This window comes from Reichenbachiella versicolor (genome assembly GCF_003171675.1).
Taxonomy (GTDB): Bacteria; Bacteroidota; Bacteroidia; order Cytophagales; family Cyclobacteriaceae; genus Reichenbachiella; species Reichenbachiella versicolor.
In genome coordinates this window covers 1007680-1023822 of record NZ_QFZQ01000001.1, presented here as the reverse complement: position 1 = coordinate 1023822, position 16143 = coordinate 1007680, and the positions used below count along the sequence as shown (strand labels likewise).

Below are 16143 nucleotides of genomic sequence, written 5' to 3'. Positions count from 1 at the left end.
AATGCAGACTTCAAAACTTCTACCTTTATTTATTGCTATTATTCTTTCAGGGTCATTACCTAGTTATTCTCAAACTGATCAATGGATTGACCTGGACGAAAACGAAGAATATGTAGCTAGACATGAATGTTCATTCGTCCAAGCAGGTGATAAATTCATTTTATTTGGAGGAAGAGAACAATCAAAAAGACTGGACATCTATGATTATAAGTCTGACACTTGGTCTACAGGGGCACAGGCTCCTAAGGCTTTTAATCACTTCCAAGCTACTACATATAAAGGCTTAGTTTGGGTTATTGGCGCCTTCAACAAAAACTCCTTTCCCAATGAACCGCCAGAAAGCAATGTATGGATATATCATCCTGATCTTGATCAATGGATAGAAGGACCTGAAATCCCTAAATCCCGACAAAGAGGTGGTGCTGGATTGGTCGTCTACAATGACAAGTTCTATTTAGTAGGTGGCAACACTATAGGTCATAATGGTGGATACGTCAATTGGTTTGATGAGTATGATCCCTATGCCAATACTTGGAATATCCTTGAAAATGCATCAGAAAAGCGTGACCACTTCTATGCAGGGGTAATTGATGGAAAGCTATATGCAGCTGGTGGTAGACGATCTGGAGGAAAAGGAGGCGTATTTGCACCCGTGATTACTACCGTAGACGTATATGATTTTGAAAAATCCAGTTGGTCAAAACTGACTAATCCTTTGCCTACTCCTAGAGCTGCACCTGGAACGGCGGTATACAAAGGTAAACTCTACCTTATGGGTGGTGAAGGTGAAAAGAAAGGCCCCGCATACAAGATTGTAGAAGCATATGACCCCATAACTGGCAAATGGTCTAATAAAGCAGATATGAATCATCCTCGTCACGGTACACAAGCCATCTGCTCTGGAAAAGGTATTTTCATTGCCTGTGGATCACCCAATCGTGGTGGTGGAAGACAGCATAATATGGAAGTGTACAACAAAAACTCTCCTAAAGGAAAGCCGATTAAAGCTTCGAAGCTTAGTACACCGGATCAGACTGATATACAATTAGGAAAAACACTTGATATCACAATAGCCAATACCGGAGGTAATGCAGCAAGCTTTATAACCTCTGTAGAAATCAAAGGAGAAGATTTTAATTTGGAGTCTAAAGCTTCTGACTTTCTTGTCAACCCAAAAGACTCCTTTCAATTGTCCATTAAACATACAGGCAATAAAGCAGGAGATGAAGGCACAGTGATGATCTATTACAATGGAAATGAAAAATTGAGTTTTAAAATAAGCTCTATTTAGAATTTCACTTTTGGTAAACAGCTTTCCCGAGACTGGTAGAAATCCATTTCACACTTGAATCGAATTTGCTGAGGGATATTTTTAAGAAAGAATATTCAAAAACAAAAACGACTGATTTTCTGCCCTTATAAGAGCACAATATCTGCTAAGTACTTAGCAGACATCCTGCTCACTACTGAGCAGGATGTCTGCTCTTATGGGGTGTATAAATAATAGCAATACACCTATACAACCAGATCTGACAACATCTTGGATCAAGCTTTCATGGAAATATCTACTATGCTAACTTCCTAACGATAGCAGAAGGTAGATTCATGGGTAAAGCAGCTATCGGGAAACTCCCGAAAGGTGTTTCATGGATAAATCTACTTTCCGTAGCCTTGCAGAAAGCCGTTTCACGCATGAACTTACGTTCTGCAAGTTTGCGTAATGCTGGTTCATGGATAAACCACTATTCCGCAAGTCTGCGGAAGCCCCACTCATCCACGTAATGGATTCCGAGCGTTTTGAGCGGCTTTTTTGTATGAAAGGATATTTTCTAACGTAAAATGAACTATGTAGTGAGGCAAACTTTTGATATCATGTTGTTTACAACAACATACCAACCACCGTGGTGGAAAGTAGTGATGCTAAAGTCCCTCCTACCAGCGCTTTAAAGCCAAGTTTTGAAAGCATTACTTTTTGAGAAGGAGCCATTCCTCCAATTCCCCCTATTTGAATACCTATTGATGCGAAATTAGCAAACCCACAAAGCATATAAGTAGCCATTATTATGGAGCGTTCACCTATTGCTCCGGATGCTTTGAGTCGTGATAAACTTTCATAGCCTACGAATTCACTGGCAATTATCTTTTCTCCCAGTAATCTTCCCAACTGTACCATATCTTGATCAGTCACTCCTATCAACCACATCAAAGGTGCGAATATATATCCAAGAATAAACTCTAAAGACAAAGCAAAAAAGTTCCCGTCTGAGACTTCGGTAACCCATCCATTAATTGTAGTAACCTCTCCTACTTTGAACAGAATATTATTGACCAAAGCCAACATAGCAAAAAATACCAATAGCATAGCTCCCACGTTCAGCGCTAGCTTTAACCCTTCAGAAGTACCACTTGTCAAAGCATCTAAAAAATTATCTCCTGAATCGATATGTGCTACATTTAAACTTTCATCTATGGCCTCCGATTGAGGTAACAATATCTTTGAAACTACAACTGCTCCTGGAGCTGCTAATACAGATGCTGCCAGTAAGTGCTTAGCAAAGAACAGTCTCTGTTCGGAATCATCACCTGCCAAAAAACCAACATAGGCCGCTAATACACCTCCAGCAACTGTCGCCATTCCACCTATCATTACCAGCAATATTTCTGACTTATTCATTTTTGGCAAATATGGCCTTATCATCATAGGTGCCTCAGTCTGACCTAGGAATATATTCCCTGCTACACTAAGACTTTCTGCTCCACTAATCTTCAAAGTCTTGGTCATGAGCCATGCCAGTCCTTTGACGACCTTTTGAAGAATACCCCAATAGAAAAGAACAGAAGTTAAAGCTGAAAAAAAGATAATAGTTGGAAGTACCTGAAGAGCAAACACAAAACCTATACTACTTGTATCCATTAATGAACCAAATAGAAAATTACTCCCTGCTTCAGTAAAATCAAGCATACTTGTAAATGCAATTCCTATAATTTCAAAAAGAGATCTCACCCATGAAAAATGAAGAATACAAATAGCCAGAACAATTTGAGCGCCCAATCCATAAACTACCGTTTTCCAAGGTATCGCCTTCCTATTAGCACTTAGTACTGTAGCAATACCTATTAACACCAACAAACCAAATATTCCTCTGACGTATTCCATAATATTCGAACTAGCCGCCAAGATATGCAGACATTTTTTACATCAAAAGACCAACAACCTACATTAACGAATAGTTAATACACTAATTAGATCATAGCTTTTTGGTAATGTTGCACCACAAATGACGATTCAGTTTAAAAACACCTCTTGTAAACCCGATGAGTTTGATAAAATCGTAGCTCTAGACTCATCCTACGCTAGACTTGGAATGTTTATCAAAGAGTGGATACAAGGTCAAGAATTATTCACTTTTCACACTTCGGGATCTACTGGAATTCCAAAACCTATCCAAATCAAAAGATCTCAAATAACCTCTAGTGTCAAATCCACAGCCAGTGCATTAAACCTTGACAATACAAAAAGGATATTACTGTGTCTCAACCCAGACTATATTGCTAGTATCATGATGATGGCTAGAGCTCTGATATTGGATATTGACATATTGATAACCAAACCATCATCTGATCCACTTCAGCACCTTAGCAAAAAGGTTGATTTCGCTTCATTCGTACCTTTTCAAGTGTATAACATGATAAAAAGTGGCTCTATCACTAAAGTCAATAAAATTGAGAACATACTAATAGGTGGTGCACCACTTGACTCAAGTGGATATCAAGTACTGGCGAGTCTTACCTGCAATGCTTTCTTGACTTATGGAATGACTGAAACTGTTAGCCATATAGCTTTAATGCCTATTATAGGCAAATATGAAGATTCTCAATACTATGTACTCCCTGAAGTCGAGTTTGGAGAAAATAATGAATGTCTCTGGGTCAAGGGCGGAATGACGGACTTTCAAAAGGTTCAAACAAATGATATAGTTGAATTGACTAGCAACTCGACCTTCAAGTGGCTAGGTCGAAAGGACAATGTAATCAATAGTGGAGGTATAAAAATTCATCCAGAGCAACTGGAACGATTCATCAAAGATGAATTTAAACTACAGGACATCAATGACGAATTTTACCTTACTGCAAAGACCGACGCTCAGCTTGGGGAGGCTCTTATACTAGTCATAGAATCGACTGATTGGCGACAAGATATTTTAGAAATCATATCGACACCTATAAAAAATCAATTTAGCAAATACCATATTCCTAGAGAAGTGGTTTTCTTAAGTCAATTTGAAAGAACTCCTTCCGGTAAAGTTAAAAGAGCTAGATTTTAGAGTTTTGCAACTCTCTTGTTAGTTTATTAAATCTAATCAGGTGAGAAATAGCACCCATTGTAAGCCCTGAAAGTAACCCAACCCATACTCCCTCTGCTTCTAGTTGATAGTACATTCCCAATACATAACCTACCGGAATAGCAATACCCCAATAGGCTATCAACGTCATCAATGTCGGTACCTTTACATCTGCCAAACCACGTAAAACTCCAAGACCAACCGCTTGAACTCCATCGGACAACTGAAATACCGCCGCTATAACCAACAACTTTGCAGCGTAGCTTACTACTTCACCGTCTGATATATAAATCCATGGTAGCCTGAACCTTAGAAAAACAAATGCCAAAGCAAACAAAAACATCATTGCAGCTGTTATTCCAAAATTAGTAAAACCGGCTACCCTGACTCCTTGATAGTTTTTACTTCCCATCAAATTACCAACTCTTATTGTTCCGGCCGCAGCAAACCCTGTAGCTGCCATATAAGTAACCGAGGCCAAATTCATAGCTATCTGATGAGAAGCCAAAGGTAAAGTACCCATCCTTCCTATTATAATAGCACTACCACTGAAGGCACTAACTTCCAAGATAAATTGTACTCCAGTTGGCAAACCTATCTTCAAGATTTTTTTAAGTTCAGTTAGCTCTATACTTACTACTTTATCATGAAAACGTATAGAATTAAATCGATTAGACTTCCTATAGTATCCATATAACATTGCTGCCATTAAAACTCGTGAGATAAAGGTTGCTATCCCTGCACCAACCAACCCCATTGGAGAGAAACCCATGTGACCGTATATAAGAACATAGTTGAGTCCGATATTAGCAACATTTCCCAACAATGAAATTTTCATCACTTCTTTTGTAAGAGACATACCCTCGATCAACTGCCTTAGTGTTTGAAAAACCATTAAAGGTATCATGCTATATGCTATAATGTGTAGATAATCTACAGCATGCTTTACCACTTCAGGAGTCTGATCCATGTGCCAAAGTATAGATGACAAAAAGTAACATAATATACTCAGCACTGCACCAAGAATGATGTTGAGTAACATTCCGTTTTTAAGAACATAGGTAATATCACGATTACTCCCCTGACCATGTGCAGTAGCTACTAGTGGTGTCAATCCATAAGAAACCCCAATACCAAATAATAAAATCAGAATAAAAACACTATTGGCTAAAGAAATGGCTGCTAAAGGAATGGCACCAACACGCCCAACCATTATACTATCAGACACACCTACCATCATATGGCCAATCTGACTTAACATCACTGGAACAGCTAACCTTACGGTTTCCTTTATATGTTGCTTAAGATTCAAAGCTTTCCTGACTCTACTAGAATATGAACTTTCAATAAACCCGCCACAGATATGCTATCAGTTAACTGGTCATTCATAATCATTTCTATAGCCTCTTTTAGAGGTAATTTCTTGATTTGTAAGTCCTCTGTTTCTTCAAACTCCGTTTCCCCTTGAGTCAATCCCTGAGCCAAAAACACAAACCCTTCTTCATCTGTTACAGAATTTGAAGTATGAATTCTCATAACGTTTTGCCATTTATCAGCAATCAAACCCGTTTCTTCTTTTAACTCACGTTTGGCTGAATCCAAAGGGTCTATTTCTAATGGACCACCTCCCATAGGTATTTCCCAAGAGTATTCACCAAGTGAATAGCGCCATTGCCCTACTAACCAAGTATTATAGTTTTCATCCAGTGGGATAATTCCAATTGCTTTATTTTTAAAATGAACTCTACCATAAATACCCTCATTTCCTGATGGATTTAAAACTTTATCTTCTTCCACGGTAATCCAAGGATTATCGTAGATCTTCTTAATTGAAAGCGTGGTCCAGTTATTCTCCATATTGGTTTATGCAAAAAAAAAGGCACTCAAAAGAGCACCTTTTCAATTTAAAATTTTTGAATGCTTAATGGCTGGTTTCACCATTTTCATCTGTATGCTCATCATCGTGAGCATCATCATGATGTGCATGAGCATATGAGTGGATTAATTTCTCAGTGACAGCTAATAGCAATGCAGAGAAAATAAATACCATGTGTATGATAATCTCAGCTTGAATCCCTTCGATACCTGCTTTTTCTGCTGCCTCTCTATAGTCTACAAAAGTCTTCAATAACTGAACACCAGAAATAGAGGCCAAAGATGTAGCCAACTTAATTTTTAACATACCTGCATCCAAACCTTCTAACCATAGCGGTTTGTCCTCGTGCATCTCTACATCTATTTTACTAGCAAATATCGAGTACCCTCCGATAGTAACCATTACTACCAAGTTCATTACCATTGATATATCTACTAGACTCAATAAAGTCAACATGATTTTAGACTCACCTTCGTTTTCTATTACTTGGTGATACATGTGTGCTAACTCCACGAAAAAAGTTTGTAGATACAAGACTGCTCCAATGATCAATCCTCCATACATAGGAGCTTGTACCCATCTACTCCAAAAAATAAACCCTTCAAAAAAGGTTTCTATGCTTGTCCAAAACTTATTTTTAGCCATTCCCTTGCTGATTTTATCAGTTACTGTTTTAAAACCGGGTTAAAATTAATGGACTATTTTAAAAACACACCCCTATTCAGGTTTTTTTCACTTTATGATTTTTTATAGTATTTCTTTCTCTAGATTCAGTAACCAAAATCACTTTTGTCCCACAGATCAAATCGTGTAACCCTTTCCTATCCGAACGAAAATAGATCATAAAAAAACCTGCAAAAGCTAAAATCAAAGAGAGAAATTTAGCCAATATTCGACATATCCCCTTGAAGAAACTTATAGGTTGTTCTTTATCATCTACCACTTTCATTTTCACATACTTCTTCCCAAGCGTAGCTTGCCAACTTGATGATTCTAAGGTAGCGTGATACAATATCACAAAGAGAGCACAACTAGCATATAGCACTAAATTACTTTCTATAAAAACAGATAATACTAATGCTACAATAATGAATATAGATATGTCAACATTATATGCCAATAGACGAATGGGAAACGCAGCAGTTTTCAATACAAATGAGTTAATCAAGTCGAAATGAACCGTAATTTATTGAATGGTCGAGGCATTTTCCTTAATTTGTCCCAAAACAAACAATATGTAATTCATGAAAGCTTTAAAAATTGTCATTCAAGCGGTTGTGCTCTTAGGAGTTTTACTAGCTGTAATCGGCTGGATATTACCTAGTAAGGCTATTGTAGAACGTGCTATTGACATCAATACTCCGACTGATCCTATATACAAAATGCTAATTACACCTTCAGAAAATCTTAATTGGTCTCCATGGGCTAAAATAGATCCTGAAGGCACCACATGGACTTATGAAGGACCTAGTGCCGGCGAAGGTGCAATATTAAAATGGTCCAGTGATCACAAAGAAGTTGGATCTGGTCAACAGACTTGGCAAACATGTATTCATAATAAGGAAATTATTAATAAAATAGAATTTGAAGGATATGCCGAACCTTCTTATGCTACTTTTCTTTTTGACGAGTTTGATGGCTATACTGAGGTAACATGGCAATTTGAAGTGAACTTTGGTGCCAACCCTTTTGCTCATTATGGCTACCTATTCATTGAACCTGAATTAGGCCCTATATTTGAAAAAGGACTGAGAAATATGAAAAAATATCTAGAAGCTCAACACCTTGGGGAAGAAGAGTTGGATTTTGAATTGGAAGGTGATGCACTGGTAGATTCTCTACAGCATCTTCAAGAAGTACAAGAAGTAGTAGAATAAAGCATTTAATCAAAATATACCTCGAAAGCTGCCTTTTAGGCGGCTTTTGTTTTTTCTAAGAAAAGAACCAAAGCTTTATTGACATAACAGTCACAGCTACTATTAAAACCCTCCTGATCCAAACATCGCCTTTCTTCACGGACCATCGAGCCGCAATCCAACCTCCAATTGCCATTCCCGCAGCCAAACATAACCCTAGACCCCAGTTTACTTTATCATCTAATAAAAAAACAGAAAACGCTAATAGATTGTACATTAAGATCACAAACACCTTAACACTATTAGCTTTTACCAAAGTCATTTTATTCACCCATGACATAGTTAGCATAATTAGCACACCTACTCCAGCCTGAATAAACCCACCATATATTCCTACAATGAAAAACATAAATACAGAAATCAGTTGGCTTTTAAAATCTGTTTTCTCCTCTTCTGGCCTTCTTATTTTTTTTGTATGAAAAATAGTAAATAGCATAACCATCGCCATAACGACAGCAAGTATTTTATTAAATAGATCATCGGGAATTATAATAGCTAACCTAGCCCCCAAATATGCTCCTAAAATAGCTGTAATAGATAGCCATGATGAAAATTTGAAGGTAGAGACACCCTTAGTATGAAAGCCATAAATCGCAACAATGTTCTGTATCATGATACCAATTCTATTTGTTCCATTAGCCGTAGAAGGCGGCAGTCCCATAAATATCAATAATGGCATTGTCATCAATGAACCTCCTGCCGAAACTACATTTACAAACCCTGCTACAGTACCTAAAACTATTACCAACAGGTAATGCCAAATTGTTAAATTTTCCATATCTATTCTCTTAACACTTCCAATTGATCTTTACAACATTCTAGAAGCTCTCTATTAGTTTGATTGAAACCTACATGAATAAAATTTGGTGCAATTTCTACAAGTGGAATTAAAGTAAATCTTCGATTCTGTAATTCAGGATGAGGTATTACAAGTGATGATGTTTCGATCACTAAATCATCATAATAAAGTACATCAATGTCAATTAATCGTTCACCCCACTTTTCATATCTAATACGTCCCATTTCCTGTTCTATACTTAAACAAGCTTTTAATACTTTATGAGGATCTAGGTCACATTCGACCTCTATCACTTGATTCAAAAAGTCATCTTGATCTTCTTTGCCCCAAGCTGCAGTACGATATATGGAAGATTTTGTAATAACTTGACCAATCTGATCACTTACTTCATGAATGGCGGTCGATAAGTTGGCACTTTTGTCACCAAGGTTCGTCCCCAAGAGAAGATAACATTTACTCATTAATAATTGATCTGAAAATTTTAATAGTGAATACTACTAATTCGCATATTTGATGCGGGTTTAATTAATAGTTTTGCAATATTCGTTAAAATAGATTTCCCAAAGTATGACATTTTTCAAAAACGTTCTTTCCACTCTCACAGCCCTGTTTATATACAGTTTCATTGGTGCAATATTTTTTGCAGTAACTGTAGGAGGAATCATCGCTCTATCTGAACAAGACGCACCTGAAGTAAAGAATAATTCAGTACTCTACATAGGTCTTCATGGTGTGGTTCAGGAAAGAGTCATTGAAGATCCATTCGAAGAAATATTTAGTGACGATGTAGAACAACGCATTCCTTTACTAAAAACTTTAGAGGCTATATCAAATGCTAAAACCGACGATAGGATTAAGGGAATCTTCTTAGATAATGGAATTCTCGCAGCAGGCTATTCCTCTTTACATGAAATCAGGTCAGCACTTGAAGACTTCAAGGAAAGTGGCAAGTTCATTTACAGTTACGGTGAAATTATGACAGAAGCCAACTATTATGTAGCCTCTGTAGCAGATGAAATTTACCTCAACCCAATAGGTTCTTTAGAATTTAATGGCCTTAGTGCCAATGTGGTTTTCCTCAAAGGTTTATTTGATAAACTAGATATAGAAGCTCAAATCTTTCGAGTTGGAACCTATAAAAGTGCAGTAGAACCTTTCTTTAGAAAAGATATGAGTGATGCCAACCGTGAACAAGTGACATCATTTATCAATGATATTCATGGTAATGTATTGAAAAGTATAAGTACCTCACGAAACATCTCAATTGAAGAACTTAAAAATATTTCAAGTGAAATGTTAGTCAGAGAACCAGAAGATGCACTTAGCTATGGTCTTATATCTAAAGTTGGATACAAAAACGAAATAAAAGATCAAATCAAAACAGCCCTTGGAATTAAAGCTGACGATAAGATAGAATATGTGAATATTCTAAATTATATCAAGACACTAGATAAAGGATACTCTTCAGACCGTGTAGCAGTTATTGTGGCCAGTGGAGAAATTGTAAGCGGTAAAGGCGATTCGGAGAGCATAGGGTCAGCTAAGTTCGTAAAAGCTATAAAAGCTGCTAGAGAAAGTAAAAGAGTGAAAGCAGTTGTAATCCGAATAAATTCTCCAGGAGGATCAATGCTGGCTTCTGATGTTATTTGGAATGAAATCATGTTAACTAAAGCTGAGAAACCTGTTATAGCATCTATGTCAGATATGGCAGCTTCAGGAGGGTATTATATGGCTATGCCTTGCGATACTATAATCGCTCAACCTATGACCATTACCGGCTCAATAGGAATATTTGGTTTACTTCCAAATCTTGGGAAATTCATGGAAAACAAACTTGGAATTACTTTCGACGGAGTAAATACTGGAAGATTTTCAAACCTTTATAGAGTTTCTAGCTCTCTGACAGATGCAGAAAAACAAATTATTCAAAACTCAGTCGATCGTGGCTATGAAACCTTCACAACTAAGGCTTCAGAAGGAAGAAATATGAATATCGAAGACCTCAAAGCAGTAGCTTCTGGTAGAGTATGGACTGGGGCTCAAGCTAAAGAGCATGGACTAGTAGATAAACTAGGATCTTATAACGATGCTCTTGAAATTGCTGCTGCTGCTGCAGGTATAGAAGAAGATTATATGGTAACCTTCTATCCTACTTTAAAGAGCAAATGGGAAGAATTTTTCAGTTCTATTGCTGGAGAAACAGAAACGAAAATCCTCAATCATCAATATGGTGAAATGGCGAAATACATCAATATGATTAAAGACATGGAAAAATATCAAGGGATCCAAGCCCGTTTGCCATTTGAATTAGAAATTAAGTAATTAATTTCACGTCCACTATTTCAAACAACTAAAAGAGGAGTCAAAATGATCATCAGAAACGACTGGACGAGAGAGGAAATCACTGAAATATATAATACTTCTGTCATGGATCTTATTTATCGAGCGGCTACCGTTCATAGAGCATACCATGATCCCAATGAAGTTCAAGTTTGTACTTTGCTTTCAGTGAAGACTGGTGGTTGTGCTGAAGATTGTGCGTACTGTCCACAGGCTGCTAGATATCATACAGATGTCAAAGTAGAAAAATTGATGGAAGTAGAAAAAGTAATCGACTCTGCCAAAAGAGCAAAAGAATCTGGTAGCACCAGATTCTGTATGGGAGCTGCATGGAGAGAAGTCCGTGATAATAGAGACTTTGACAAAGTGTTAGAAATGGTCAAAGGAGTTAACAACATGGGTATGGAAGTATGCTGTACACTTGGCATGTTGACAGAGGAGCAAGCAGAAAAGCTTAAAGATGCAGGTTTGTATGCTTACAACCACAACTTAGACACCAGTGAAGAACACTATGAAGAAATCATCTCTACACGTACTTATGACGACAGACTGGATACTTTAAAAAATGTAAGAAAAGCTAAAATATCTGTATGCTCAGGAGGTATTATAGGTCTAGGAGAAAGAGATGAAGATAGAATAGGAATGCTTCATACTTTATCCACATTAGAAGAACATCCAGAGTCAGTACCTGTTAATGCTTTGGTTCCAGTAAAAGGGACTCCTCTAGAAAATCAACCAAGAGTCTCTATTTGGGAGATGATTAGAATGATAGCTACGGCACGAATAATTATGCCTACTTCTATGGTAAGACTCTCTGCGGGTAGAGAAGTAATGAGTTTGGAAGAGCAAGCTATGTGTTTTATGGCAGGAGCAAATTCAATATTCGCTGGAGAAAAACTCTTAACAACACCAAATCCAGATATTGATCAAGATAAACAAATGTTCCAAACGCTTAATTTAAGACCTAGGGCATCTTTCAAAGACGGTCAAGAAACAGCTGTAGATATACAGAAAATACCTGAACAAGTTTAAGAAGGTAATAAAATAACAAAAAAAGGCAGTTTATTTAAACTGCCTTTTTTTGTTTAAAATTCAATGATCTAAACTTTATTATGAATGTTTTAAATCACTTGGATTTGTAAATGCTCTTCGGATTTTAATTGATGCTCTTCATAATCAATGGCGTCTTTATGACAATAGCTTTTGAACTCCTGAATCATTGATAATTCTGCAGGGAAAATACCATTATGTGATTCCGCTATTTTCTCCATCAATTCAATAAAAAAAGGAATATGCTCATCCATCTCCTTAGATCTAAACACCCTCATATTTTTTAAGAAAGAAATATGTGGATCCATATTAAGTTCCATAGCTTCTGTAAATGAAAATTCAATTTCTTTAGCCCATTCATTTTTTGAAACAATCTTTTTGAGAACTGCCAGTTCCGAGTCTTGTATTTCACCATCTGCCATGGCTAAGGAATATAGAATTTTTCCAAAAACATTTAGCACTTCCTTACTGGGCTTATTCATCATCATCTGTAGTAGTAGTTAAAAGTAGTATGTTTGATCTGTCAAATAACAGTCGACTTATCAACTGCAGCTTCACGCCCATGGTTAGCTGGCTCTAGGTGTGCATAAATTATATCTGAATATAAGCTAATTACATTAACATTATTCAATAATCAATTTAAAAAAAAAAGGTTGCAATACCAACCTTAACACCTATGAGAATTAAAAACATGTCGAAGATCATGTAATTACTTATTTGAAAATTTCGTGACTATGTTCTGTTATTAAAAATAAAAACCAACATTAAAATATGCCTTCCAACCTGACCGATCTACGTCCTTTGCTAAACCAAATAAAACTGGCCCAAGTCTAGTATCATACCCTGCAATAATGCCATACCCAACTCTTCTTTTTCGCATTCCAAAATTTGAAATATCAAAATCAAAGTTTATCCAATTCATAGGGTATTCTGATTCTAGATAATTGCCAATAGCTTGTAAATAAAAAGATCGAAATAATTCATATTGGAACATGATCTTAAAATAACTGTAGTTAACAGCATTATATTCAAGAGCACCAGCTCCTAAAAACTGATTTGAGTGTATATATCTTGGATTGAACCCTCCTATGAATCTGAAATCAGTAACATTATAAGTACTTATTTTCATATCGGATAATGCCATGGCCATTGACATTGAAACAGTCGACTTGTCTCCTAATGACCAGTAGTAATCTAAATCAAAGTCAAACTGCAAAAACTCATCTTCATTTATGATTATTTCTGAATCTGGCTGTTCAGGTTCAATAAAATCAATGTCATTTTTTAAGCTAAACTTATAATTGAAATGAAATGAGGATTTATATCCAGTTTGAGGAAAATACAATTTATTCAATGTATTTACTTCTCCAAACACGCCTATTCCTTGACTATTTAATTTTAACAAATTCACATTGTTAAATTGATTATTGGAAACTTTTGGTTTTAGATGGGTAAATTCTCCAATGTACCTAAAACCAAAAGCAGCATTCTGAAAATCAGCTGTACGCCAATCGCCAGAATACCGAAAGTAATTTGTAGTAAAAACTGCTTGTCGGTTGCCATTCTCACTATAGACAGGCAGAGGTAATTTCTCCCAATCCGCAGCTAAAATCAACGCTCCTTTCTGTTGTTTACCCATGTATTTTAAATACGAAAGGTTAACTCTCGGTGCTTCAGCAACATCAAGTTCTATTAATGCACGAGAATTACGAAACAGTACATTGCGCATCATAAGGTTAAAGTTCACCCCAACTTTATTTTCAGTATCATAGTGAAGCGCTGCGTACAACTTTTTTGCTGGTATTTCATTCACTTGTAAAACTAATCTGTTGCTATCTGGCTGTATTAAGAAATTAATCTTATCAAAATGACCCGTTCCATATAAAAGATCTATACGTTTTTCTATTTGAGCCATTGACAGTTCTTCATTCGTTTTCAGATTGAGCTTGCTAATAATATATTTATCATCAACTCTATTATTACCATGTACCTCTACTCTATCTAAAGAAATAGTATCGTACTTAGGAAACTTCTGAATTCTTTGCATTGACTTTCCTTGAAGACGATAATTTTTAAATTCTCTTATTGATTCTAACATCAAGCGAGCCATCTTCTCTCCCGCGTCTATTATAGCTTTATCATCATTGTATGAACTAACACTAAACCCAGTGAGCTCTGGTCTTATCAATAAGTCAGTCTTTTTAATCTGAGTCTTAGAATCTTTGGAGCTGTAGAGAAAAGCTGATTGCGTCATGACACCAATCATATCCGTCAATTCTTCCTTTGAACTAAGATCGTTACTTACAAATACTCCAATTACGACATCAGCACCCATATCTTTAACCTCCTGAACAGGAAAATTTCTTACAAGTCCACCGTCTACTAATAGCTTACTATCTATTTCTACTGGGGTGAATATTGAAGGAATGGCCATACTAGCTCTCATAGCCTCTGGAAGAAACCCTTTATTTAAAACCACTTTTTCACCATTGCTTAAGTCAGTAGCTACACAAGAAAATGGTATGGGAAATTGTTTGAAATCATCTATTTGATGAACGGATCGAGTAATTCTTGAAAAAAGTATGTTTAAATTCTGACCTTCTATTACTCCTGTGGGTAAATTTAATTTACCATTCTCTACTCTAAGGTCCATCAGATACCTACCATAATAGGGCTTTTCCTCAATCGTAACATCTGATAAGGGGATCTTATTCCCTAATAATAAGTCCCAATCTTGACTAAGAACAATCCTTTCCATCTCTTCTGGAGTATAGCCTATCGCATATAGCGCTCCTATAAGAGATCCCATGCTTGTTCCTGCTATGTAATCCGGATATATCCCCTCTTTTTCAAGGACTTTGAGTACTCCTATGTGAGCCAGTCCTCTTGCTCCGCCTCCGCTCAGCGCCAAACCTAGCTTTGGAGTCCGATTTTGAGCATGTACGACTGTGAAAATTGAAATTGTAATTAGTAAAACTAAGATTCGTTTCATACTATTCGATTGTCTCCCGAAAATACAAAACGAACCTATTCTTTATTCAATTATTTCACTGTTTCTGATGCAGAAAGAACACTTTCTACGGCTCTCTTTATTTGATCATATGGAGAATATCCCATTGAAATTGCAAAATATTCATCCCCCGTTTGAAGTATTAGAGAAGGAAACCCTCTCACCCCAAACTTCTGAGACTTCATAAAATCCTTGTTAACCAATTGCTTATACCCCTTTGATAAAAACAAAGGTTCAAACTCAGCATATTCAATATCAAGCTTTTTACACGCTTGTTCCATTACCTTCAAATCAAGAATATCCTGATTTAGGGCATAAAAGGCTTTCTGTAAATACTTGAAAAACTCCCATTCTTTTTCTGGTGCTATATCTCTAACTACTCGAACTGCCCTTGCTGGTGGTTCGGTGTCATATTCAAACTCTTCCCTCTCTAAAAAAGTAAAATCAAATGGCTGACCAGAAGCTTCGTTAACATGCTCCCAATGTGTACGAATCATTTCTCTGAATTCGCGAGTCCACTCATCTCCCCCTCCTGGTCTAAGACCACCTAATACTATTTCAAAATCCAACAGATCTTGATAATCTGATTTCAGTCGATCTAAAGAAGGCGCTATACCCCAACACCAAGAACACATCGGGTCTCCAAAGTAATATAGCCTTGGTCTTTCCACTTTATCCGTATTCGACTCATTGTTATTAACATTGTTATCAAGAGGTACCTCACATGTACCATTCTCACAATTCACTTTATTTGAACCCATATTGGAACTTTATGTAATAAATATTCTAATGTATTTATCTAATACACC

General features: G+C 36.6%; 15 protein-coding genes. 5 read left to right on the top strand and 10 right to left on the bottom strand.

Annotation, left to right across the window (positions count from 1 at the left end):
* Position 1: 1 nt before the first annotated feature.
* Positions 2 to 1291, top strand: coding sequence for a Kelch repeat-containing protein (locus tag DKG80_RS04125; protein ID WP_109830011.1), 1290 nt, complete (start codon positions 2 to 4; stop codon positions 1289 to 1291).
* 588 nt (positions 1292 to 1879) lie between these two features.
* Here DKG80_RS04125 and DKG80_RS04120 read toward each other — a convergent pair.
* The gene (locus DKG80_RS04120; protein ID WP_109830010.1) at positions 1880 to 3157 is read right to left on the bottom strand and encodes a NupC/NupG family nucleoside CNT transporter; all 1278 of its coding nucleotides are present in this window, start codon (positions 3155 to 3157) and stop codon (positions 1880 to 1882) included.
* A gap of 121 nt (positions 3158 to 3278) precedes the next feature.
* Here DKG80_RS04120 and DKG80_RS04115 point away from each other — a divergent pair, with 121 nt between their 5' ends.
* On the top strand, positions 3279 to 4325 hold the full coding sequence (locus tag DKG80_RS04115; RefSeq protein WP_109830009.1) for an AMP-binding protein: 1047 nt from the start codon (positions 3279 to 3281) through the stop codon (positions 4323 to 4325).
* Here the strand turns inward: DKG80_RS04115 and DKG80_RS04110 are convergent.
* The 4 genes from DKG80_RS04110 to DKG80_RS04095 all read right to left on the bottom strand — a co-directional run bounded on the left by DKG80_RS04110 (position 4315) and on the right by DKG80_RS04095 (position 7369).
* Positions 4315 to 5655 (bottom strand): MATE family efflux transporter, encoded by a 1341-nt coding sequence (locus DKG80_RS04110; protein WP_245906953.1) that lies wholly within the window; start codon positions 5653 to 5655, stop codon positions 4315 to 4317. The genes DKG80_RS04115 and DKG80_RS04110 overlap by 11 nt on opposite strands.
* The gene (locus tag DKG80_RS04105) at positions 5652 to 6200 is read right to left on the bottom strand and encodes an NUDIX domain-containing protein (RefSeq protein ID WP_109830008.1); all 549 of its coding nucleotides are present in this window, start codon (positions 6198 to 6200) and stop codon (positions 5652 to 5654) included. Before DKG80_RS04105 ends, DKG80_RS04110 begins: the two co-directional genes overlap by 4 nt.
* Positions 6201 to 6264: 64 nt before the next feature.
* Positions 6265 to 6864: a YqhA family protein gene (locus tag DKG80_RS04100; protein WP_109830007.1), complete on the bottom strand. Its 600-nt coding sequence runs from the start codon at positions 6862 to 6864 to the stop codon at positions 6265 to 6267.
* Positions 6865 to 6940: 76 nt separating this feature from the next.
* A complete protein-coding gene (locus DKG80_RS04095; protein WP_162555670.1) occupies positions 6941 to 7369 on the bottom strand; it encodes an RDD family protein in 429 nt (142 codons plus the stop codon).
* Positions 7370 to 7463: 94 nt separating this feature from the next.
* Here DKG80_RS04095 and DKG80_RS04090 point away from each other — a divergent pair, with 94 nt between their 5' ends.
* The gene (locus DKG80_RS04090) at positions 7464 to 8096 is read left to right on the top strand and encodes an SRPBCC family protein (protein WP_109830005.1); all 633 of its coding nucleotides are present in this window, start codon (positions 7464 to 7466) and stop codon (positions 8094 to 8096) included.
* Positions 8097 to 8151: 55 nt separating this feature from the next.
* On the opposite strand, the gene DKG80_RS04085 is transcribed toward DKG80_RS04090, so the two are convergent.
* Together DKG80_RS04085 and folK are read right to left on the bottom strand one after the other, a co-directional pair.
* A complete protein-coding gene (locus DKG80_RS04085; protein ID WP_109830004.1) occupies positions 8152 to 8913 on the bottom strand; it encodes a sulfite exporter TauE/SafE family protein in 762 nt (253 codons plus the stop codon).
* 2 nt (positions 8914 to 8915) lie between these two features.
* On the bottom strand, positions 8916 to 9395 hold the full coding sequence (gene folK / locus DKG80_RS04080; RefSeq protein WP_109830003.1) for a 2-amino-4-hydroxy-6-hydroxymethyldihydropteridine diphosphokinase: 480 nt from the start codon (positions 9393 to 9395) through the stop codon (positions 8916 to 8918).
* 106 nt (positions 9396 to 9501) lie between these two features.
* Here folK and sppA point away from each other — a divergent pair, with 106 nt between their 5' ends.
* Positions 9502 to 11256 carry a signal peptide peptidase SppA gene (sppA, locus tag DKG80_RS04075; RefSeq protein ID WP_109830002.1) on the top strand — a complete coding sequence of 585 codons (1755 nt, stop codon included), beginning with the start codon at positions 9502 to 9504 and terminating at the stop codon, positions 11254 to 11256.
* Positions 11257 to 11301: 45 nt separating this feature from the next.
* Positions 11302 to 12306, top strand: a complete 1005-nt coding sequence (gene bioB, locus DKG80_RS04070) for a biotin synthase BioB (RefSeq protein WP_109830001.1) — start codon at positions 11302 to 11304, stop codon at positions 12304 to 12306.
* A gap of 89 nt (positions 12307 to 12395) precedes the next feature.
* Here the strand turns inward: bioB and DKG80_RS04065 are convergent, their stop codons facing one another.
* The 3 genes from DKG80_RS04065 to DKG80_RS04055 all read right to left on the bottom strand — a co-directional run bounded on the left by DKG80_RS04065 (position 12396) and on the right by DKG80_RS04055 (position 16095).
* Complete coding sequence (locus DKG80_RS04065; protein ID WP_109830000.1) at positions 12396 to 12812, bottom strand: hypothetical protein; 417 nt, start codon at positions 12810 to 12812, stop codon at positions 12396 to 12398.
* Between the two features lie 257 nt (positions 12813 to 13069).
* On the bottom strand, positions 13070 to 15316 hold the full coding sequence (locus DKG80_RS04060) for a patatin-like phospholipase family protein (protein WP_109829999.1): 2247 nt from the start codon (positions 15314 to 15316) through the stop codon (positions 13070 to 13072).
* Positions 15317 to 15366: 50 nt separating this feature from the next.
* Positions 15367 to 16095, bottom strand: coding sequence for a DsbA family protein (locus tag DKG80_RS04055; protein WP_109829998.1), 729 nt, complete (start codon positions 16093 to 16095; stop codon positions 15367 to 15369).
* Between the last annotated feature and the right edge of the window lie 48 nt (positions 16096 to 16143).

Excerpts from the sequence above, each read along its gene's own strand:
- DKG80_RS04125 (WP_109830011.1), top strand. The coding sequence starts at position 2 with ATGCAGACTTCAAAACTTCTACCTTTATTTATTGCTATTATTCTTTCA.
- DKG80_RS04120 (WP_109830010.1), bottom strand. The coding sequence starts at position 3,157 with ATGGAATACGTCAGAGGAATATTTGGTTTGTTGGTGTTAATAGGTATT.
- DKG80_RS04115 (WP_109830009.1), top strand. The coding sequence starts at position 3,279 with ATGACGATTCAGTTTAAAAACACCTCTTGTAAACCCGATGAGTTTGAT.
- DKG80_RS04105 (WP_109830008.1), bottom strand. The coding sequence starts at position 6,200 with ATGGAGAATAACTGGACCACGCTTTCAATTAAGAAGATCTACGATAAT.
- DKG80_RS04100 (WP_109830007.1), bottom strand. The coding sequence starts at position 6,864 with ATGGCTAAAAATAAGTTTTGGACAAGCATAGAAACCTTTTTTGAAGGG.
- DKG80_RS04090 (WP_109830005.1), top strand. The coding sequence starts at position 7,464 with ATGAAAGCTTTAAAAATTGTCATTCAAGCGGTTGTGCTCTTAGGAGTT.
- DKG80_RS04085 (WP_109830004.1), bottom strand. The coding sequence starts at position 8,913 with ATGGAAAATTTAACAATTTGGCATTACCTGTTGGTAATAGTTTTAGGT.
- folK (WP_109830003.1), bottom strand. The coding sequence starts at position 9,395 with ATGAGTAAATGTTATCTTCTCTTGGGGACGAACCTTGGTGACAAAAGT.
- sppA (WP_109830002.1), top strand. The coding sequence starts at position 9,502 with ATGACATTTTTCAAAAACGTTCTTTCCACTCTCACAGCCCTGTTTATA.
- bioB (WP_109830001.1), top strand. The coding sequence starts at position 11,302 with ATGATCATCAGAAACGACTGGACGAGAGAGGAAATCACTGAAATATAT.
- DKG80_RS04065 (WP_109830000.1), bottom strand. The coding sequence starts at position 12,812 with ATGATGATGAATAAGCCCAGTAAGGAAGTGCTAAATGTTTTTGGAAAA.
- DKG80_RS04060 (WP_109829999.1), bottom strand. The coding sequence starts at position 15,316 with ATGAAACGAATCTTAGTTTTACTAATTACAATTTCAATTTTCACAGTC.
- DKG80_RS04055 (WP_109829998.1), bottom strand. The coding sequence starts at position 16,095 with ATGGGTTCAAATAAAGTGAATTGTGAGAATGGTACATGTGAGGTACCT.